21 protein-coding genes, 1 tRNA gene and 1 pseudogene are annotated in these 17,906 nt (G+C 65.2%); 13 read left to right on the plus strand and 10 right to left on the minus strand.

From position 1 onward, the window contains the following. Entirely contained in the window at nt 1-567 is a 567-nt protein-coding gene (gene efp / locus ACVIJ6_RS29780) for an elongation factor P (RefSeq protein ID WP_012044083.1), read from the minus strand. Between the two features lie 138 nt (nt 568-705). Between efp and epmA the strand changes: the two genes are divergently transcribed. The 3 genes from epmA to ACVIJ6_RS29795 are packed head-to-tail and all read left to right on the plus strand — an operon-like array spanning nt 706 to nt 3,122. After that, nucleotides 706-1,758: an EF-P lysine aminoacylase EpmA gene (gene epmA / locus ACVIJ6_RS29785; RefSeq protein ID WP_456775628.1), complete on the plus strand. Its 1,053-nt coding sequence runs from the start codon at nt 706-708 to the stop codon at nt 1,756-1,758. Next, nucleotides 1,755-2,849, plus strand: a complete 1,095-nt coding sequence (locus ACVIJ6_RS29790) for a lysine-2,3-aminomutase-like protein (protein WP_456775629.1) — start codon at nt 1,755-1,757, stop codon at nt 2,847-2,849. The genes epmA and ACVIJ6_RS29790 overlap by 4 nt, the downstream gene beginning before the upstream one ends. Nucleotides 2,850-2,885: 36 nt before the next feature. After that, nucleotides 2,886-3,122, plus strand: a complete 237-nt coding sequence (locus ACVIJ6_RS29795; protein ID WP_456775630.1) for a hypothetical protein — start codon at nt 2,886-2,888, stop codon at nt 3,120-3,122. Between the two features lie 45 nt (nt 3,123-3,167). On the opposite strand, the gene ACVIJ6_RS29800 is transcribed toward ACVIJ6_RS29795, so the two are convergent. The 4 genes and pseudogenes from ACVIJ6_RS29800 to ACVIJ6_RS29815 form a co-directional block, all read right to left on the minus strand. Next, a complete protein-coding gene (locus ACVIJ6_RS29800) occupies nt 3,168-4,196 on the minus strand; it encodes a phosphotransferase (protein WP_456775631.1) in 1,029 nt (342 codons plus the stop codon). A 136-nt stretch (nt 4,197-4,332) separates the two neighbouring features. Further along, nucleotides 4,333-5,424 carry a 3-deoxy-7-phosphoheptulonate synthase gene (locus ACVIJ6_RS29805; RefSeq protein WP_456775632.1) on the minus strand — a complete coding sequence of 364 codons (1,092 nt, stop codon included), beginning with the start codon at nt 5,422-5,424 and terminating at the stop codon, nt 4,333-4,335. Between the two features lie 258 nt (nt 5,425-5,682). Next, entirely contained in the window at nt 5,683-6,270 is a 588-nt protein-coding gene (locus ACVIJ6_RS29810) for an HdeD family acid-resistance protein (protein WP_456775633.1), read from the minus strand. 123 nt (nt 6,271-6,393) lie between these two features. Continuing rightward, nucleotides 6,394-7,402, minus strand: a pseudogene (locus ACVIJ6_RS29815) (PrsW family intramembrane metalloprotease). Between the two features lie 699 nt (nt 7,403-8,101). Between ACVIJ6_RS29815 and ACVIJ6_RS29820 the strand changes: the two are divergent. The 4 genes from ACVIJ6_RS29820 to ACVIJ6_RS29835 all read left to right on the plus strand — a co-directional run bounded on the left by ACVIJ6_RS29820 (nt 8,102) and on the right by ACVIJ6_RS29835 (nt 11,715). Continuing rightward, nucleotides 8,102-9,250, plus strand: coding sequence for a PLP-dependent cysteine synthase family protein (locus ACVIJ6_RS29820; RefSeq protein ID WP_456775634.1), 1,149 nt, complete (start codon nt 8,102-8,104; stop codon nt 9,248-9,250). 203 nt (nt 9,251-9,453) lie between these two features. After that, nucleotides 9,454-10,683, plus strand: a complete 1,230-nt coding sequence (gene hemA, locus ACVIJ6_RS29825) for a 5-aminolevulinate synthase (protein WP_041751516.1) — start codon at nt 9,454-9,456, stop codon at nt 10,681-10,683. A gap of 140 nt (nt 10,684-10,823) precedes the next feature. Continuing rightward, on the plus strand, nt 10,824-11,405 hold the full coding sequence (locus ACVIJ6_RS29830) for a hemerythrin domain-containing protein (RefSeq protein ID WP_456775635.1): 582 nt from the start codon (nt 10,824-10,826) through the stop codon (nt 11,403-11,405). Nucleotides 11,406-11,499: 94 nt separating this feature from the next. Then, on the plus strand, nt 11,500-11,715 hold the full coding sequence (locus tag ACVIJ6_RS29835) for a hypothetical protein (protein ID WP_456775636.1): 216 nt from the start codon (nt 11,500-11,502) through the stop codon (nt 11,713-11,715). A gap of 274 nt (nt 11,716-11,989) precedes the next feature. Here the strand turns inward: ACVIJ6_RS29835 and ACVIJ6_RS29840 are convergent, their stop codons facing one another. Next, nucleotides 11,990-12,742, minus strand: a complete 753-nt coding sequence (locus ACVIJ6_RS29840; RefSeq protein ID WP_456775637.1) for a hypothetical protein — start codon at nt 12,740-12,742, stop codon at nt 11,990-11,992. A 203-nt stretch (nt 12,743-12,945) separates the two neighbouring features. Here ACVIJ6_RS29840 and ACVIJ6_RS29845 point away from each other — a divergent pair, with 203 nt between their 5' ends. The 4 genes from ACVIJ6_RS29845 (at nt 12,946) to ACVIJ6_RS29860 (ending at nt 14,336) form a co-directional block, all read left to right on the plus strand. Then, nucleotides 12,946-13,278, plus strand: a complete 333-nt coding sequence (locus tag ACVIJ6_RS29845) for a Rieske 2Fe-2S domain-containing protein (RefSeq protein WP_456775638.1) — start codon at nt 12,946-12,948, stop codon at nt 13,276-13,278. 216 nt (nt 13,279-13,494) lie between these two features. Next, nucleotides 13,495-13,569: transfer RNA gene (locus ACVIJ6_RS29850), tRNA-Glu, on the plus strand. 158 nt (nt 13,570-13,727) lie between these two features. Continuing rightward, nucleotides 13,728-13,985 carry a PilZ domain-containing protein gene (locus tag ACVIJ6_RS29855; protein ID WP_456775639.1) on the plus strand — a complete coding sequence of 86 codons (258 nt, stop codon included), beginning with the start codon at nt 13,728-13,730 and terminating at the stop codon, nt 13,983-13,985. Between the two features lie 96 nt (nt 13,986-14,081). Beyond that, a complete protein-coding gene (locus ACVIJ6_RS29860) occupies nt 14,082-14,336 on the plus strand; it encodes a porin (RefSeq protein WP_456775640.1) in 255 nt (84 codons plus the stop codon). A 14-nt stretch (nt 14,337-14,350) separates the two neighbouring features. Here the strand turns inward: ACVIJ6_RS29860 and ACVIJ6_RS29865 are convergent, their stop codons facing one another. Together ACVIJ6_RS29865 and ACVIJ6_RS29870 are read right to left on the minus strand one after the other, a co-directional pair. Next, nucleotides 14,351-14,992, minus strand: a complete 642-nt coding sequence (locus tag ACVIJ6_RS29865) for a glutathione S-transferase family protein (RefSeq protein ID WP_456775641.1) — start codon at nt 14,990-14,992, stop codon at nt 14,351-14,353. A gap of 295 nt (nt 14,993-15,287) precedes the next feature. Next, a complete protein-coding gene (locus ACVIJ6_RS29870) occupies nt 15,288-15,740 on the minus strand; it encodes a VOC family protein (RefSeq protein ID WP_456775642.1) in 453 nt (150 codons plus the stop codon). Between the two features lie 590 nt (nt 15,741-16,330). On the opposite strand from ACVIJ6_RS29870, the gene ACVIJ6_RS29875 reads away from it, so the two are divergent. Next, entirely contained in the window at nt 16,331-16,633 is a 303-nt protein-coding gene (locus tag ACVIJ6_RS29875; RefSeq protein WP_006614754.1) for an HU family DNA-binding protein, read from the plus strand. Nucleotides 16,634-17,026: 393 nt separating this feature from the next. Here ACVIJ6_RS29875 and ACVIJ6_RS29880 read toward each other — a convergent pair whose 3' ends face one another. Further along, nucleotides 17,027-17,164, minus strand: coding sequence for a hypothetical protein (locus ACVIJ6_RS29880; RefSeq protein ID WP_456775643.1), 138 nt, complete (start codon nt 17,162-17,164; stop codon nt 17,027-17,029). A 153-nt stretch (nt 17,165-17,317) separates the two neighbouring features. Between ACVIJ6_RS29880 and ACVIJ6_RS29885 the strand changes: the two genes are divergently transcribed. After that, nucleotides 17,318-17,596 (plus strand): hypothetical protein, encoded by a 279-nt coding sequence (locus ACVIJ6_RS29885; RefSeq protein ID WP_456775644.1) that lies wholly within the window; start codon nt 17,318-17,320, stop codon nt 17,594-17,596. Between the two features lie 127 nt (nt 17,597-17,723). On the opposite strand, the gene ACVIJ6_RS29890 is transcribed toward ACVIJ6_RS29885, so the two are convergent. After that, nucleotides 17,724-17,888 (minus strand): hypothetical protein, encoded by a 165-nt coding sequence (locus tag ACVIJ6_RS29890; RefSeq protein WP_456775645.1) that lies wholly within the window; start codon nt 17,886-17,888, stop codon nt 17,724-17,726. Nucleotides 17,889-17,906: the final 18 nt, after the last annotated feature.

Genomic DNA, 17,906 nt, shown 5'->3' on the forward strand with positions numbered 1-17,906 from the left:
TCAGTCCTTGGCGCGCTCGCAATAGGAGCCGTCTTCGGTCATGACGACGATGCGGGTGCCGACCGTGATGTGCGGCGGCACGCCGGTACGCACGCCATTCGACAGCACCGCCGGCTTATAGGACGACGACGCGGTCTGGCCCTTGGTGACCGGCTCGGTGTCGACGACCTCGAGCGTGACGCGCTGCGGCAGTGCGATCGAGACCGGGACAACGTCGTGCATCGAGAGCTTGACGGTCATGTTCTCCTGCAGATACGCCGCCTGCGAGCCGACGACGTCCTTCGGCACCAGCACCTGGTCGTAGGTCTCCGGGTTCATGAAATGGAAGCCGTCCGGATCCTCGTACAGATAGGTGTAGTTGCGCTCCTCGATCGTGACCTTCTCGACCTGGTCGGTGGTCTTGTAGCGCTCCGAGATCTTCACACCGTCGCTGATTCGGCGCATTTCGATCTGGCTGACCGGAGTGCCCTTGCCGGGATGGATGTTTTCGGCCGTCACGACGACGTAGAGCTTGCCGTCTTGCTCAATGACGTTACCCTTGCGAATAGAGCTGGCGATGACTTTCAAAGCTGTTTTTCCTGATCTTGGGGCCCGGCAACGGGCAGAGCCGGGCGGCGGTCGGACGCCGGGTTCGGTTTCGGGGCGCAACATACTGATTTTGTCCGGCGTTGCCAGTCCTTTGCGGCCCTGGCGGGCGATCCGCTGATGTCCGGGGAGCCGAAACCCTCGCCATGGTGGTCGCCCCAGCGCCATGCCGACGTCAGGCCGTTCCTGCAGGCGCGGGCCGCGATCATGCGCGCGTTGCGGGCCTGGTTCGCGGAGCAGGGGTTCACCGAGGTCGAAACCGGCATCCTGCAGGTGTCGCCGGGCAACGAGACCCATCTGCACGCCCCGGCGACCGAACTCACGGGGGCGGACGGAACCCGCTTGAAGAGGTACCTCAGAACCTCACCGGAATTCGCCTGCAAGAAGCTCCTGGCGGCCGGGGAGCGCTGCATCTTCGAATTCGCCCGGGTGTTCCGCGACCGCGAGCGCGGCGACCTGCATCTGCCGGAATTCACGATGCTGGAATGGTACCGGGCCGAGGCGCCCTATGACGCCATCATGGCCGATACCGTCGTCCTGATCGCCCACGCCGCCCAGGCGACCGGAATCCGGCAGTTTGCGTTCCGCGGCCGGACCGCCGATCCGTTCGCCGAGCCCGAGCTGCTGACGGTCGCCGCCGCGTTCGCGCGCTTTGCCGGCATCGATCTGCTGGCCACGATCCGTAACCGCACGGGTGACCGCGCGGCGCTGGCCACGGCGGCGACGGGCAAGATCCGCATCAGCGACGACGACACATGGTCGGACCTGTTCAGCAAGGTGCTGGTCGAGCATGTCGAGCCGCATCTCGGACAGGGACGCCTGACGGTGCTGTATGAATATCCGAGCCCGGAAGCCGCGCTGGCGCGGGTGAAGGCGGGGCAGCCTGATGTTACCGAGCGCTTCGAGGTCTATGCCTGCGGCGTCGAGCTTGCCAACGGCTTTGGCGAGCTGACCGATGCGGCCGAGCAGCGCCGGCGGTTCGAGCAGGACATGGACGAGAAGCAGCGGCGCTATGGCGAGCGCTACCCGCTGGATGAGGATTTTCTGGCCGCTGTCGCCGAGATGCCGCAGGCCAGCGGCGTTGCGCTCGGCTTCGACCGGCTGGTGATGCTGGCGTCGGGCGCGGCCCGGATCGATCAGGTGGTGTGGACGCCACCGGCAGGTGAGCGATGAACAGAATTGAACGGCCCACGACATTGCGCAGCGCCGCCGATCTGGTCGCGCAGGGCCTCGCCGCGCCGTCCGACCAGACGACGCTGGAGCGCGTGGCGCAGCGTTATGCCGTCGCGGTGACGACGCATCTCGCCGACCTGATCGACGCCGACGATCCCGACGATCCGATCGCCCGCCAGTTCGTGCCGTCGGCGGACGAGTTGAAGGCGCATCCCGGCGAGCGCGGGGATCCGATCGGCGACGATGCGCATGCGCCAGTGCCGGGCATCGTGCACCGTTATCCCGATCGCGTGCTGCTCAAGCTCGTGCATGTCTGCGCCGTCTATTGTCGTTTCTGCTTCCGGCGTGAGATGGTCGGGCCCGGCAAGGACAATGCGCTGTCCGATGAGGCTTATCGCGCGGCGCTCGCTTACATCCGTTCCCATGGCGAGATCTGGGAGGTGATCCTGACCGGCGGCGATCCGCTGATGCTGTCGCCGCGGCGGTTGAAGGAGATCATGGCCGATCTCGCCGCCATCGATCACGTCAGGATCATCCGCATCCACACGCGCCTGCCGGTCGCCGATCCCCAGCGCATCACGCCGGCGCTGGTCGATGCGCTGAAGGTGCAGGGCGCCGCGACCTGGGTGGCGCTGCATGCCAATCATCCGCGCGAATTGAATGCCGCGGTGCGGAGCGCCTGCGCCCGGCTGATCGACGCTGGCGTTCCGCTGGTGAGCCAGTCCGTGCTGCTGCGCGGGGTCAATGATGATGTCGCCACCCTGGAGGCCCTGATGCGCGCCTTCGTCGAGACGCGCATCAAGCCCTATTATCTCCACCACGGCGATCTCGCGCCGGGGACGGCGCATCTGCGCACAACCCTGGAGCATGGCCAGTCGCTGCTTCGCGCGTTGCGTGGCCGGGTGTCCGGTCTGTGCCAGCCCGATTACGTGCTCGACATTCCCGGCGGCTACGGCAAGGCGCCGGTGGGGCCGCAATACCTCACTGCGGAGGATTTTGTTGAGCAGGATCACGCCGCAGGTACGCAAACCCGCTATCGTGTGATTGACTATTGCGGCGAGGCGCATCTCTATCCGCCCGTGGCCGAGTGAAGTGTCCGGCCGATTCCGCTGACACGGAGGAGCAACATGAAGAGACTTGCGATCGCGATGGGGCTCCTGATCCTCGTGACCGATGTGACCGCATGGGCGCAGAGCACCGGCGCGGGCAGCGATTCCTCGATGCAGGCCCCGAAGAAGCGCCGCCAGCCGCGCCCGAGCGATCTGCCCAAGGCCGATCAGGTCGAGGACTCGTCGATGAGCAATGTCAGCAAGGAAGACCGCGAGCTCGATCGCAAGATCAAGAGCATCTGCCGCGGCTGTTGAGTGCGGTAAGCTTCCCGATCGTGGACCGCGGCGAGGCCAGGCGGATCATTGCGCTTCGGCGTCGCGAGCCCATGCGAGCACTTTGTCGAAGCCGGGCTCCGACACGCCTCGCATGAAGGTGGCGAGCGACATCATGCCGAATGCCCTGGCGATGTCAGGCCCATCAACGGCGAGGCGTCCCTCGCGGACGGCACGGTGGAATTCGGCGGGCGTCAGACCGTCGATCGTTTGCTCCGGCGCGGCGCCGGGGCCAGCGGCCAACGCCTCCAGCGCAATGCTGCCGTAGAACAGCCTGGCGAGCAAACGAGTCACGGCCAGACGGGCCAAGAAGCTGCGGCTCGGCGTCCTGCCGGCGCCGATGCAGAGAACGTTCACAAGGTCCTCGGTCACCGCCAATTCGAAGGTCACGATGGCCAAGTCGAACAGCGGATCGTTGCAGGCTGCGAGCTCCCAGTCGATCAGCCACAGCCGCCTGCCATCGAAGATCAGGTTGCGCGGGGTGGGGTCGTTGTGGCTCGAAACCAGACCGCATGGGGTCCAGGGAATCGCAGCGCGGATGCGAGCGAGGCTCTCCCTGTGGCCATCCAATAGCCCGCGGGCAAGCAGGCCCGATCTGTCCAAGGTGGCGAGCACCGTGGCAACGATGTCGCCCGGCTGGTCCAGCGGCACGAAGGTCGGCGTCGACTGCAGCCGGCCGACGAGACCGCCGAGCTCTCGGACCAGTCCGGCTGTGTTCCCCGGATGCTCGGATAGCGGTCGCGGATCGACGAAGTCCATGATGGCGACGCCACCCACCGGGTCGGCGTAATGCACCGCGGGCGCTACACCTGCCGCGGCTGCAATTGTCATGCAGGCAAAGCCGCGCCGACGGTGATGAACGGCCGTTCGCTCCGGCTCGACGCGCAGGACGTAGCACTGCTCCCCGATATCGACCCGATAAATCAGCGCTCCCGACACGCCGCCTTTCAGACGCCTGAGGCGAGTAGCCATGCGACCAGCGCCAAACGCTTCGGCGAGAGCGTGGCGTACGATCTCCTGTTGCGATGACGGGATCAGGTCGAGGCTCTCAACCACGTGGGGACTCCGGCTGCGGTGAGGGCGAGAGGAGAACGTCAGGCGTCGAATGAATGCGAACCGGGCGGCCGTCGCGCGCATCGGCAGTCTCGCCGGAAGCGGCGCCGGATGGCGCCGCTTTATTCATCTGTTTGCGTTATGCTGAGCGCTCGCGCTCGCGCACGGACACGGCGCGCCGCGTCCGCCGCGCCGTGACGGCGTCGGCGAGTTGCTCCAGCACCGAGACCGTCGTGTCCCAGCCGATACAGCCATCGGTGATGCTCTGGCCATAGGTCAGCGGCACGCCTGGCTTGACGTCCTGGCGACCGGCGACGAGATGGCTCTCGATCATCACGCCCATGATGCGCTGCTCGCCGGCCGCGAGCTGGCCGGCGATATCGGCGGCGACGAGCGGCTGGTTCTCCGGCTTCTTGCTCGAATTGGCGTGGCTGGTGTCGATCATCAGCCGCGCCGGCAGGCCGGCCTTGACCAGCTCGCTCGCGGCCTGCTCGACATGGGCCGCGTCGTAGTTCGGGCCGCTGCCGCCGCGCAGGATGATGTGGCAGTCCTCGTTGCCGGTGGTGGCCGCGATGCCGGAGCGGCCGCCTTTGGTGACCGCCATGAAATGATGCGGATGGGCGGCTGATTTCACCGCGTCGGCGGCGATGCGGATGTTGCCGTCGGTGCCGTTCTTGAAGCCGACCGGGCAGGACAGGCCGGAGGCCAGCTCGCGATGGATCTGGCTCTCGGTCGTGCGCGCGCCGATCGCAGCCCAGGCGACGAGGTCGGCAATGTATTGCGGCGTTGTCATGTCGAGGAATTCGCACCCCGCGGGCAGGCCGAGATTGTTGACGGCGGACAGCACGTTGCGCGCCAGCCGCAGGCCCTTGTTGATGTCGAAGGAATTGTTGAGATCGGGGTCGTTGATCAGGCCCTTCCAGCCGACCGTGGTGCGCGGCTTCTCGAAATAGACCCGCATCACGATCTCCAGCCGGTCATCGAGCCGCTCGCGCAAGGCGGCGAGGCGGCCGGCATAGTCGATCGCGGCCTTCGGATCGTGAATGGAGCAGGGGCCGACGATGACCAGCAGGCGGTCGTCGGCGCCGGTGAGAATGGCGTGGATCGCGTTGCGCGCGGCCATCACGACCCGGGTGGCGGTGAGGGTGCGCGGGATCTCACCCATCACCTCCACCGGCAGGCTCAATTCCTTGATTTCCTTGATACGAAGATCGTCTGTGGTGCTCAGCACGGCGGGCTCCTGCGTGTCTTGATGCGCACCTGCCGGCAATAAAAAAGCCGCCAGGTCTGGCGGCTTGTTCGGATATCTTGCTGCAATGTGTCAGATTGAGCGCGATCCTCCCGCCGCCAGCGAGCTGTCGTAGCTAAAGTACCAATAATAGCTGGTGGCGAGGTTGATCATGCCAGTCCTATAGCGTCCTGCCGGCGGCTTGTCATCCCGAAAATCGCAACTGCCGAGTCTCAGCCGCAGGTTCTCGGCCGTTGCGTCTCAGCCGTTGCGTGCCGCGAGTGCCATGCCGATCATCGACAGGCCGCCGAACAACAGGTTGATGCCGACCAGGAGGCCGATGGCCCACAGCGCGGTGCCGGGCAGGCCGGAAATGATGATGCCGGCGATGGCGATGTCGACGATGCCGGAGATGGCCAGCCAAGACCATCGTCCCGACAATTCGCGCCGATGCTCCAGCGCGTACATGATGGTCGCGACGCCCTCGGCCAGGAAATAGACGCCGATCACGATCGTGAGCGTCACCGTGCCCTGGACCGGCTGCGCCACCAGAATAAAGCCCGCGATGATGGCCAGCGCGGCCGACAACAACGACCACCAGAAGCCGGGCATGCCGCGCGCCCAGAAGGTGAGCGCAAGGCCGGCGATGCCGGAGATCAGAAACATCCAGCCCAGAAAGATGGTGACCGCGAGGCTTGCGAGCGGCGTCAGGATCATCGCCAGGAGGCCGAGAACGGCGAGCAGAATGCCCTCGATGAGGAAGGCCTTCCAATGCGCGCGAACCGCGGCCCCCATCTCCGAGCGCATGCGTTCGAGATCCGGGGGAATCGTATCCTGGGGCAGGGTCATGGTCTCAACTCCGGTCAGGGCGCGCTGGATGCCGCACGCTCCGGCCACCGACATGGTGCGGAACCGCAACCCAGACAAGCGCGCGAGGCGCATTTCGTTGCAACGCAGGGCTGATGTGCCGGTTCAGGCCGTCGTGCGGATCCGGTTGCGGCCGAAAATGTAGATTGTCGTTGTGACAATCAAAAGCGCGGTTCCGAGCAGAATGGCGGTGAGCCCGAGCGGGACGAGCACACCCGCGACATTGCGGTCGGGGTTGAGCAGCCAGTGCCGCACCGAGGTCAGGACAAAGCCGAGCCCGATGAAACCGGCGGCGCCGCCGAGCAGAAGCAGCGCCCACATCCGTCGCAGCTGGCTCAGCCGGGCGCGCGCGACGTCGGTGCGCGGCGTGTGATGACGGGCCACCCGCCGCACCAGCCGCACGGCCAGAGCGATCGACGAAAAGCCGATCAGCACGCTGACGCCCGCCGAGCCACAGCCGCGCCGTCGGGTCGAGACCCGAGCCTCGTTGCAGCATCAGCAGCGGGTAGTCGAACGCGGCATGCAGCGCCACCGGCGCTGCCAGCACCAGGACCCAGCTCGACCAGCGCGCCCAGTCGCGGTTGTGGCGATGGGCGCCCAGCGCCGTCCCGGTACGGGCGATCGCCAGATAAGCACCGGCGATGATGCCGAGTGCGCCGTGGAACGGCACCGTGAGGATGCTGCGCAGCACGGCCAGGGACCGCCACATCTCGGCGTGCTGGACGAGATAGGCAAGGTTTTCGTAAGCAGCGAAGCCGAGGCCGACCGCCGCGCCATAGAACACCGTATCCATGGCATTGCCGAACTGCCGTCGCCGCGACGACATCGCCGCGATCACGGCGATCTTGGCAATCTCCTCGGGAATGGCCACGCCGAAGATGGCGCGCACCAGCTGCGCCATCCACGGGTTATCCAACTGCAGTCCGACGTCGCGAAACGGCGCCCTGACGATGCCGAGCAGCAGCACGCTGGCCGCCCCCAGCAGGAAAGCGGTCCATATCTTGAGCGGCGGTCCGGCATTGTCACCCGCGGCCACCACGAGCCACAGGATCAGGAGCGCGGGGGCAATCGCAGCCGTGCCAATGACGGTCGGAATGGCTTCAATCAGGTTCATCTGAAATGGCAAATAGGCCGTGTTGTCCGAACATCCAATGCCGCAACGGGGGCAAATCGTGGTTCCCGCACGCAGCTTGATGGTGATGTGAGCTGCGCGTGGCGGGCAAGGCTCTGCGGCAGCGGAGCCGCCAGATCGAAATGGCCAGCTGTCAGGTCGCCGTGCCCCGCGTCAGGCTGAGTTCATGGTTTTGACGCGGCCGTGCGGCGAAGGGTTCAACAATTGCGGCAGATGCGCGTGGTGCGCGGGGCGGGACTGTCCCCATCCCGCCGCGAAGGTGGATCGCGCTGGCTGTCGCCTGCGCTCACATCGGAACGGTTGCTCGGGGGAATTTCCGCCGTGGTCGGCTTCTCGACACAGCTCAGCCGCGGCACCGGATCGGCGACGCGCCGGCATTCGAGGCCTTCGGCAAAGGCAGACGGCCCGATCGCACATGCAATCATGATAACAGGAAGAATTTTCATCGTGCCCCTCGCAGCTTACGCTCACATTTAGCGGCTCCAGCGGCGCCCGTCATGCAGACATCGCGCCGGTCGCACGGATCGGCAATGCCCGCCTTATTTCGCTCCGAAAACGTGCAATTTTTAGGCGCGCTGTTGCGCAAGTTCAAATATCGCGCGCAATCCGGTGTGCTGTTCGCAGGGGGCGGGCAGGCGCGACGGTCTTGATGTGATGCTGGGATCGTGGTCGGTTGCCAGGATGATCTCGCCGCCTGCCTCCCGTGCTTCGCAAGTCCCGCAGCCTCACTACCGTCGCGTCTGGGTCGACGATGCCGTTGCCGCGATCGAGGCTGATCAGTGCCGGACAGCCGATACGCATCTGATCCGTCTCATCGTGCCGGCGCTGTCCGGCATCGACATTTACCTGAAGGACGAATCGACGCATCCAACCGGCAGCCTGAAGCATCGGCTCGCCCGCTCGCTGTTTCTCTACGCGCTCTGCAATGGCCATATTCGCGAAGGCACACCGGTGGTCGAGGCATCCTCGGGCTCGACCGCGGTGTCGGAGGCCTATTTCGCGCAGATGATCGGCGTGCCGTTCTATGCGGTGATGCCGCGCACCACCTCGCCTGAGAAGATCGCGGCGATCACCCATTATGGCGGCAATTGCCATCTGATCGATGACGGCCGGGCGCTCTATGCCGAGGCGGCTGCACTCGCGGCGCGGCTCGGCGGTCATTACATGGATCAGTTCACCTTCGCCGAGCGCGCCACCGATTGGCGCGGCAACAACAACATCGCCGAATCGATCTTCAACCAGCTGCAGGGCGAGCGCTGTCCGCTGCCGGAATGGATCGTCATGGGCGCCGGCACCGGCGGCACGTCGGCGACGATGGGCCGTTACTTGCGCTATCGCCGTTATCCCACGCGGCTCTGCGTCGCCGACGTCGAGCATTCCGCCTTTTTCGACGCCTTCTGCTCGGGCGATGGCCGGCAGACCTGCGAGAGGCCGTCCCTGATCGAGGGCGTCGGCCGGCCGCGTTGCGAGCCGTCCTTCGTGCCGGGGGTGGTCGACCGCATGATCAAGGTGCCGGACGCGGCCTCGATCGCGGCGATGAGCGTGCTGACGAGGCGGCTGCGCCGGCCGGTCGGCGGCTCGACCGGGACCAACTTCCTGGCGTTGTGCCGGCTTGCCTCCGAGATGCGCGAGGCCGGCGTGATCGGATCGGTCGTGACGTTGATCTGCGACTCCGGCGAGCGCTATCGCCAGACCTATTACGATCCGCAATGGCTGGCGGCGCGCGGCCTCGAACCGGCCCCCCATGAAGCGGCGCTGTCCGCTTTTCTCGACACCGGTGCGCCGCTCCGTCTCGACATTCCCGACGCCCTCAATCCGCGAAGGGCCTGAAGGCGGCGGGTTTCGCCGGCGTCGCCGAAGCGGCGCGGCGGCGATCGCAGGGGGCGGCCAATGCCCGGCATTGTGCGAGATCCCTGATCTGGATCAACGAACGACCGGCCGAACTGGGCTTTGGTCCGCCCTCGCAATACACCTTTAAGCGCTTGCGGAAACTCCGGTCTTTGCGCCGCGGGCAGGGGAAGGACGATCAGGTGATGAACTACGACAGCTATTTCGACCGCGCTCTCGACCAGTTGCACCAGGAGCGCCGCTATCGTGTGTTCGCTGATCTCGAGCGTCTCGCCGGACGCTTTCCCCGCGCGATCTGGCACGCGCCCGACGGCCCCAAGGACGTCGTGATCTGGTGCTCCAACGACTATCTCGGCATGGGCCAGCATCCCAAGGTGATCGGCGCCATGGTCGATGTGGCCGCGCGCATGGGCACCGGCGCCGGCGGCACCCGCAACATTGCCGGCACCAACCATCCGTTGATCGAGCTGGAGCGCGAGCTCGCCGATCTCCATGGCAAGCAGGCGGCGCTGGTGTTCACGTCGGGTTATGTCTCCAACGAGACCGGCATCTCGACCATCGCCAAGCTGCTGCCGAACTGCCTGCTGCTGTCGGACGCGCTGAACCACAATTCCATGATCGAGGGCGTGCGTAAGGCCGGCACCGAGAAGCAGGTCTGGCGGCATAACGATATCGCACATCTCGAAGAGCTGCTGCGGGCAGCTGATCCGGACCGTCCCAAGCTGATCGTCTGCGAAAGCCTGTATTCGATGGATGGCGATGTCGCGCCGCTGCATCGGATCTGCGATCTCGCCGAGCGCTATGGCGCCTTGACCTATGTCGACGAGGTCCATGCCGTCGGCATGTATGGCCCGCGCGGCGGCGGCATTGCCGAGCGCGACGGTGCGATGGCCCGTATCGACATTCTCGAAGGCACGCTGGCCAAGGCGTTCGGCTGCCTCGGCGGCTACATTGCCGCTAATGCCAACCTGATCGACGCTGTCCGGTCCTATGCTCCGGGCTTCATCTTCACCACGGCGCTGCCGCCGCCGGTCTGCGCCGCCGCGACCGCGGCGATCCGTCACCTCAAGACGTCGCAATGGGAGCGCGACCGGCACCAGGATCGGGCTGCCCGGCTCAAGGCCGTGCTGAATGCCGCAGGCCTGCCGGTGATGCCGTCCGACACCCATATCGTGCCGGTGCATGTCGGCGATCCCGAGAAGTGCAAGACGGCGTCCGACCTGCTGCTCTCCGAGCACGGCATCTACATTCAGCCGATCAACTATCCCACCGTGCCGCGTGGGCTGGAGCGGCTGCGGATCACCCCGTCGCCCTACCATGATGACGGCCTGATCGACGCGCTCGCCGAGGCGCTGGTCGACGTCTGGGACCGCCTCGGTCTTGCCCGCGCGCCGCAGGCGCTGGCCGCCGAATAGGCCTGTCCTGGCGGACTGTCACGCAGCCCTGTCAGTTTGATCTGCCGCAATGCCGCCCGCGCTCGCGCGGGCGTAATCTTTTGCGATCAGGGAACAAGCCGGTTCGGCCGGGCCCGGCCGGCAAACAGGCGAGGCAGCCCATGGCCAAGATCATCGAAGCGCTGCTGGAAGAGCACGGCAATATCGAGAAGCTGCTCGCGGTGCTCGAGCACGAGCTCGATCTGTTCGATCACAACCGGCGGCCGGATTACGACATATTGCAAAGCATCATCGCCTATTTCGAGGACTATCCGCAGCGCTGTCACCATCCCAAGGAGGAGATGATCTTCAGCAGGCTGCGCGAGCGCGATCCGGCGGCGGCCGCGACCTATGGCGACGTCGACGGCGAGCATGAGAGCGAGGCGCAACGGTTGCGCGGCTTTGCCGACGCGGTAAACGCGGTGTTGGCAGATCAGGAGATCCTGCGCGAGAATTTCCACGCCGCGGTCCACCAGTTCATCGACAGCCAGCGCGAACACCTGCGCAAGGAGGAGACGCTGCTATTTCCGGCGGCCCTGCATGCGCTGCGCGCCGAAGACTGGGCCGACATCGACGCCCGCATGTCCGACGAAAAGGATCCGCTGTTCGACGGCGACGTGGCGGAGAAATTCCACAACCTCGAACGGACCATTTTGCGCTGGGAGCAGGAGGCCGAGCAGGCCCGCCTCGCGGCCGCCAAGTGACATCCTGTCTCACCGGCGCTTTGTCTCAATTGCGCCGGGCAGGCAGACCATTATAGTTGCCCATGGGGCAAGGCACTCTTTCTCGGAGTTGGCTATGACCGCTTTGAATACTGGGCTCGAGCCGGTCCGGAGCTCGTTGGCCAGAGGCGCCGCGGATGCGGCCGACAAACCGGCGCAGATGCCGATGTCGCGGCAGAACGCGTTCGGCAGCCACGGCTATGACATGTATCCGCAAGAGCTTGTCCGGCTGTCCGGCTGCCAGGAGCTCAAGCTTCGGCGCGAGAAGAAGCGGGCCTTGGTGCTGAGCTGAGGCCAAGCCGCTCCGCCGCCGTGTGACGGTGTGCTCCGGCTGTAGCTCTGTGGCGGTGCTTGGCATGAGATCGTTCTCATTCACATCACCGATGTTAACGCATCATTAACCAGGTCGCGCGACCCTGTTCGCATGCTCCCCCAGGAGTGCGACGGAATCGGACGGCCGGAGCCGACAGTCGCGACAAGAGGCCGGCGGCGTAACGCCCGCCGGCCTTTTTGCTGAAGCCGGGATAGATCGGCGGATCTCATCGCCAAGGCCATCGCCCAAACGCTCAGTTGCGCCGCGCCAGCGAACGCAGAAAACCCTGATATTCCTCGTTCAGCTCCATATCGACGGCGGGCGACAGTCTCAGCAGCACATTCGCGATGAACGCCTGGTCGTTGCGCGGCTCCTCCAGCACCTCGCGCAGGACCGGGACGTTGTCCTCGATGTGATGCAGGAAGGCGACGCCCTTGTCCGCGGTCTCGGTCCAGCGCGCCCGCGTCCATTTCGCCAGGGGGTACATGACCTCATGGATGAAGTTGGATTTGCGCGCCTTCTCGAAGAAGCGCAGGCCCGCGTTCCAATACTCCTTGGCGCGGAGCGGGGGCGGCGGCAGGTCACCGGCCAGCATCTTCTTGCCGGCCTGTCCGACGAAGTCATCCAAGGTGGTCGGTGCATCGATGTTGGCGCGGAAGTGCCACAGCGCGAACGAGCCGGGGAAGTCGTTGCCCATCTGAGCGAGCAGCGCGGTCTCGACCTGGTCGAGCGCGGCCTTGTCGCCCTTCAATGCCGCCGTCATAGCAAAGGCGAACAGCGCGTCATTGCCGACCTCGTGCACGCCGCCAGTCTTCAGCTGTGCGGCGGACAAAGCAGGCGTCCTGCCATCTGCCGGCACCGTGGCCTCGCCGGCGCGCTGCGCCTTGATGAAGGCGGTGATCTCGAGCCAACGCGTCAGGTGGGCGATGAAGGCATCGGGATCGACATGCACGATCGCGAGATTGAGCGGCTCCTTGCGCGTTCTCAGCTCCGACATGTCGGTCATCTCGCACTCCGTGGCTGTCGCTCGCCGGCCTGTCCGCTGTCGTGTCAGCTTTCTGACATCGCAGGGGCGCCGGCGAGACTTGCAGAGGAGGGCAGCAAGAAGGGTGCCATGACATCAGCACCTTTCGGGCCTCCGAGCGCGCCGGAACGAGTCTTGCTCGGGCTGCTTGCGATTCGACATTTTCGAACGGAGCTTGGCCCCGCATGTTCGCCCGGATCTGTAAGGCCGACACGATCGATGAAGGCGGGATGCGTCTCGTCATCGCCGATGCCCACCTCATCATCCTCGCCTGGCCCGACGATGGTGAGCTCAAAGCGTTCCAAGGCGTGTGCCCCCACACGGCGGCGCCGATGGCCGAGGCCGGCTTTGACGGTCGTGTGCTCAGCTGCCCCGTGCATCACTGGACCTGGGATGCGCAGACCGGCCTGCCGCTGCACCCGCAGGAAAACGCGCTGGCCGCCTATCCAGTCAAGGTCGAGGATGGGGTGGTCTATATCGACACCGACGGCATCTCTCCATCGTTCGCCGCACGCTGAGCCGCGCCGTCAAGCCGAGGACGAACGCGCACGGGCCGCTTGCCCGGCCGACCAAACGCCTCTATACGTTCGGCGCGCGCGGCGCGGAATCATCTCCGATGGTTCAGCCGACCTCGCAGATCTCAGCTTTAACCCGCTGATTTGCTGAAGGTTTTGTCAAGAACGTGCAAACGGCGATGACGCCGGGGCCGATGGTCTCGCTGCATCGTGCGTATTGCTCCCTTCGTCTATCGGTTAGGACGCCACCCTTTCACGGTGGAGAGAGCGGTTCGATTCCGCTAGGGAGCGCCACCCGCGCGTTCATTCTTCCCTCCCTTTCCTTGCCGTCCTTCGGTAGGCATCACGCTCCCGCAGCCCTGTCAGACCATCGGCGCATTGTCTGTGTTCGATCCGGTCAACCCTCCATTAGGGTCCTTCCCGTACTTCAACGGGCAAGCAGGAGCAGGATGATGGCCGCGCCTAAGAAGCGGGAAGCCCGAAAGTCGATGAAGCAGCCGGCGTGGATCACGCTGGATGGTGGCTTCGCTGTGCGGCATTGCCTGGTTCAGGACATCTCCAGCGCCGGCGCCAAGCTGACCGTCGAGGATGCGGTGGCCCTGCCGGGAACGATCCGGCTCGCCTTTGCCCGCGATGCACGCACGGGCCGGCTCTGCCAGGTGGTGTGGCGCCGCGGCGCCTCGGTCGGCGTCAAGTTCATCGGCAAGTAGCAAGCGGCATTGCGCATTGCGGCTGCGCGGGGGGCGGTGCCGGCGGGCCGATGATTTCGGGCAGCGCAATCGGCGAAGATGCGCTAACAAGCTGCCATGTTCAGATCCATCCTTTGCGGAACGATCACCGCCATGCTGGTGGTGACCGTCGCCTGCGCCGGCAGCGTCGGCCCGTCCCTGTTGTCACCGAGCGCCCCCAACGCGGAGCCGCCGGCAGCACGGTCGAGCAAAGCCAGCCGCAATCCCTGTGCGTCCTACGGCGCCAATTTCGTGCGGATCGAGGGAACCGACACGTGCATGAAGGTCGGCGGCGCCGTGCGCGTCGAGACAGGCACTGGACTCGGCCGTTGAATCTGGCAGCTGCCTTACGATAGCGGCGGCGCGATGTGGCGGATGAAGGCGGGGCGTAGTGAGAGCCGCTGATACCAGCTGTCGAGATGAGGCAGCTCCGGCTTGACCACGCCTTCGACGCCGAACCACCTCCGCGCATAGGCGCCGAGCGCGATGTCTGCGAGGGTGAATGTCTCCGCCTCGACATAGCTCCGCGTGCCGAGATGGGCGTTCAGGATGCGCCACATCGCCGCGGCCTCGTCGGCCGCCTTCTGCAGCGCGATCATGTCGCGCTGTGCGGGCGGGGTGCGCACGAGACCCCAGAACAGCGGACGCTCGGTCGGCTGCACCGTGGACAGCGTCCAATCCAGCCAGCGCTCGACCGCCGCACGTTGGCGCGGCAGCGGCGGGTACAGCGGCGTCGGCCCGCCATAGGCCAGGCAGAGATAACGCATGACCGCGTTGCTCTCCCAGAGCACGAGGTCACCATCGACCAGGGTCGGAATTCGGCCGTTGGGATTCATGGCGAGATAGTCCGCTTCGTTGTTGCGGCCGAACTGCATGCCGGCATCGATCCGCTCGAAGGCGATATCGAGCTCGGCCATGCACCACAGCACCTTCTGTACGTTCACCGAGTTGGCGCGGCCCCAGAGTGTGAGCTTGCTGTCGGCGGGCATCATCGGCTCCTGTCTCGCATGACACTGTCGGCGACCTTGATAGCGCATCTCAAGCAAAAAGCCCCGCTGCGGGCGGGGCTTTTCGGTTGAGCACGTCGCTCGGTGATCAGCGGCCGAAGAACAGCCACAGCAGAATGATCACCGGGATCGGCACGCCCAACAACCAAAGCAGAATTCCTCGACCCATCTCGGCCTCCTCATGTCCTCCCCGTCAATCGGGGCGACAACGCGAGGAGGGCGGCGATGTTCCGCGCGTGGCGCGGCTGCCGCAGGGGAGCGTCAGCAATGGGGCGCGTCACCAATGCCCGGTGTTCGGCATCGACAGCCAGGGCTCGGCAGGGGCCTTCGGCTCGCCCTTCTGCAACAGCTCGATCGAGTGCAGGTCGGGCGAACGGACGAACGCCATGTTGCCGTCGCGCGGCGGGCGGTTGATGGTGATGCCGAGCTTCATCAGCCGATCGCAGGTGGCATAGATGTCGTCGACCTCATAGGCGAGATGGCCGAAGAAGCGATCCTCGCCATAGGTCTCCTCGTCCCAATTATAGGTGAGCTCGACCAGCGGCGCGCCGCGTGTCGGCGGCAGGCTCTTCAGCAGGTGTTCATCCTCGGGCGCGCAGAGAAACACCAGGGTGAACCGTCCCTTGTCGTTGTCGATCCGGCGCACCTCCTTCAGGCCGAGTGCATCGGAATAGAATTTGAGCGCCGCGTCGAGATTGCGCACGCGCAGCATGGTGTGGAGATAACGCATCCTTCTGGTCTCCTTCGAGCTTGAAGCGGATGTTCAACGAACGCCCGTGGACGTCGATCCATAGCAGCAAATCGTTCTCCGGCGCATCAGGGCAAGGGCGTGCGGCGCTGCGGCTGCGCACGGATTTTCGGCGCCGCCACCGCACATCGCGGTCGTCGCAGGATGTTTCGTGGCGCCTGCAGGCACGCGGCGAATCCCTATTTTGGCAGTGATTCGCGACCACGATGCGGAGGCGGGATGCGCCCATCTGCAGGATTTTCAGGGCATTTTGGCTGTGATGTGCGGCCAAAATCACGCATGACGGTCGAAAATGCCTGGAAATATAGGGGAAAATGAATCGACCGCTCGCTTCGATCGTCATCGCAGCTTGACTTCTCGGCGCTCCGTTGGAATTTTGGCGCCGCTGTGGGTGCTTCGGGGCCCCTTGAAATGCAGGAGAATCCCGAAAAAACGCGGGGTAATACGCCACCAGACGACTCAAGTCACGGCTGTGCAATGCAGCCAGAAAGCCCCGACCAGTCTGCGCAGCAATGCGCTGATAGCCGCGCAGTCGTCTCGTCATTCATCGGTACCAATCCTAAGGAGATAAGATGGCTACCCAACTTTCGAAGTCGCAGCTGATCGAGAAGATTGCGACCACCACCGAGCTGTCCAAGCGTGACGTCAAGAACGTCATGGAGACGCTCACGGATGTCGGCCACAAGGAGCTGAAGAAGAACGGCGTGTTCCTGGTGCCGGGCTTCGCGAAGTTCGTCGTCGTCAAGAAGCCTGCCGTGAAGGCGCGCAAGGGCACCAACCCCTTCACCGGCGAAGAGATGATGTTCAAGGCCAAGCCGGCCCGCAAGATCGTGCGCGCGCGCCCGGTCAAGGCCGCCAAGGACGCGGTCGCCTGATCCGGCCCGCAACGTCCTGAGCGACATCAAGGGCCCCCTGAGAAGGGGGCCTTTTTGTTGCGCGATGGTTTCACGTGATGGCCGGTGCTGCTGGAACGACAGCAGCGCCAGCGCGACGGAATATCTTCGTCGCCTGGCGCCACCTCGAAGACTGGGCCCTGAAATCCCCAGTGATGATGTGTATCGGCGGCCCGCCAAAAGGTTCAAAGCGCCTGGCCTGACAGCTCATCGCGACGCAGTCCCGCGGCCGCATCTCGGCGGGGGTGGCGGGCTGGTGGGGACAAGTCATGGCATGCTGCGCGGCAAGTCTTTCCAAAGGCCCGCCAATGCGGGCAAGCCGGGCTTGTGGATAGGCTGCGGACAAGCGGTGGATGGCGTGGGCGGCGGTCCGGCTCAGCGATTGATCGGGCGCGTGATGTCGTCGATGGCGCTCTCTGTGCCGGCCGGCTCGCCACCAGGGTGGCAGGAGGCGAGCACGACGAAGCCGCCATAGCCGATGATGTTGAACAGAAGTTCCAGCCAAGTTTCCATCACGATTTTCCTTGGCCGCATTTCGACTGACGCGCCATGTCCATGGATAACCTGCAACCGGCCTCGTGGGTTCCCGTCCTCACGACAGTGTGCGGAGTGCAACCAATGTCCCGGCCTCTGTGTTGTTTGGTCGCAGATGATTTGGCGGACATGATGAGAAACGCATTAGCCGCTCTGGCGACTGCAGGCGCCGTCGCCGCCATCGCCCTCGCTGCGCCGGCCCCGGCCCCGGCGCATGGGATCGGGCCAGGCCTCGCGTTTGGTCTGGCCGCGGGCGCACTGACCGCAGGCGCGATCGCAGCTTCGGGGCCTTATGATTATGGTCCGGGCTATGGCTATTATGGTCCGCGCTACATCTACGGGCCCGGTCCCAACGCCTATTATGGTGGACCTTACTACCATCGGTACCGCCACTGGCGTCATCACTGGTAATATCAGGAATGCGAGAGGGCCCGGAGACTTGGCCTCCGGGCTCTCTCTATGTGTGCTCGATGTGGATGTATACTCGATTTGGGCGCGGCCTTAGGGCCGGTGCGGGATGACGCCGCCGTGCAGCCCGCTACTCGGCCGCTTCGCCGCGATCGGCGCGCTTCCAGGCAAGGGTCGCATATTCCTCGCGTTCGCGCGCGAACTTCTCCTGCGTTGATCTGAACCGCGCAATGCGAGCGGTGATCTCGGCGCGCTCCTGCGCACGCCGGTCGTCCTGCGTCTCTTTGTGTCCCACGGATGTTCTCTGCTCTGG

The sequence above is a fragment of the Bradyrhizobium sp. USDA 4369 genome (genome assembly GCF_054056435.1).

Bases quoted from the DNA above. Each gene is read 5' to 3' on its own strand.
- epmA (WP_456775628.1), top strand. From the start codon at position 706: ATGTCCGGGGAGCCGAAACCCTCGCCATGGTGGTCGCCCCAGCGCCAT.
- ACVIJ6_RS29790 (WP_456775629.1), top strand. From the start codon at position 1,755: ATGAACAGAATTGAACGGCCCACGACATTGCGCAGCGCCGCCGATCTG.
- ACVIJ6_RS29795 (WP_456775630.1), top strand. From the start codon at position 2,886: ATGAAGAGACTTGCGATCGCGATGGGGCTCCTGATCCTCGTGACCGAT.
- ACVIJ6_RS29810 (WP_456775633.1), bottom strand. From the start codon at position 6,270: ATGACCCTGCCCCAGGATACGATTCCCCCGGATCTCGAACGCATGCGC.
- ACVIJ6_RS29820 (WP_456775634.1), top strand. From the start codon at position 8,102: ATGATCTCGCCGCCTGCCTCCCGTGCTTCGCAAGTCCCGCAGCCTCAC.
- hemA (WP_041751516.1), top strand. From the start codon at position 9,454: ATGAACTACGACAGCTATTTCGACCGCGCTCTCGACCAGTTGCACCAG.
- ACVIJ6_RS29830 (WP_456775635.1), top strand. From the start codon at position 10,824: ATGGCCAAGATCATCGAAGCGCTGCTGGAAGAGCACGGCAATATCGAG.
- ACVIJ6_RS29835 (WP_456775636.1), top strand. From the start codon at position 11,500: ATGACCGCTTTGAATACTGGGCTCGAGCCGGTCCGGAGCTCGTTGGCC.
- ACVIJ6_RS29840 (WP_456775637.1), bottom strand. From the start codon at position 12,742: ATGACCGACATGTCGGAGCTGAGAACGCGCAAGGAGCCGCTCAATCTC.
- ACVIJ6_RS29845 (WP_456775638.1), top strand. From the start codon at position 12,946: ATGTTCGCCCGGATCTGTAAGGCCGACACGATCGATGAAGGCGGGATG.
- ACVIJ6_RS29855 (WP_456775639.1), top strand. From the start codon at position 13,728: ATGGCCGCGCCTAAGAAGCGGGAAGCCCGAAAGTCGATGAAGCAGCCG.
- ACVIJ6_RS29860 (WP_456775640.1), top strand. From the start codon at position 14,082: ATGTTCAGATCCATCCTTTGCGGAACGATCACCGCCATGCTGGTGGTG.
- ACVIJ6_RS29865 (WP_456775641.1), bottom strand. From the start codon at position 14,992: ATGCCCGCCGACAGCAAGCTCACACTCTGGGGCCGCGCCAACTCGGTG.
- ACVIJ6_RS29870 (WP_456775642.1), bottom strand. From the start codon at position 15,740: ATGCGTTATCTCCACACCATGCTGCGCGTGCGCAATCTCGACGCGGCG.
- ACVIJ6_RS29875 (WP_006614754.1), top strand. From the start codon at position 16,331: ATGGCTACCCAACTTTCGAAGTCGCAGCTGATCGAGAAGATTGCGACC.
- ACVIJ6_RS29880 (WP_456775643.1), bottom strand. From the start codon at position 17,164: ATGGAAACTTGGCTGGAACTTCTGTTCAACATCATCGGCTATGGCGGC.
- ACVIJ6_RS29885 (WP_456775644.1), top strand. From the start codon at position 17,318: ATGAGAAACGCATTAGCCGCTCTGGCGACTGCAGGCGCCGTCGCCGCC.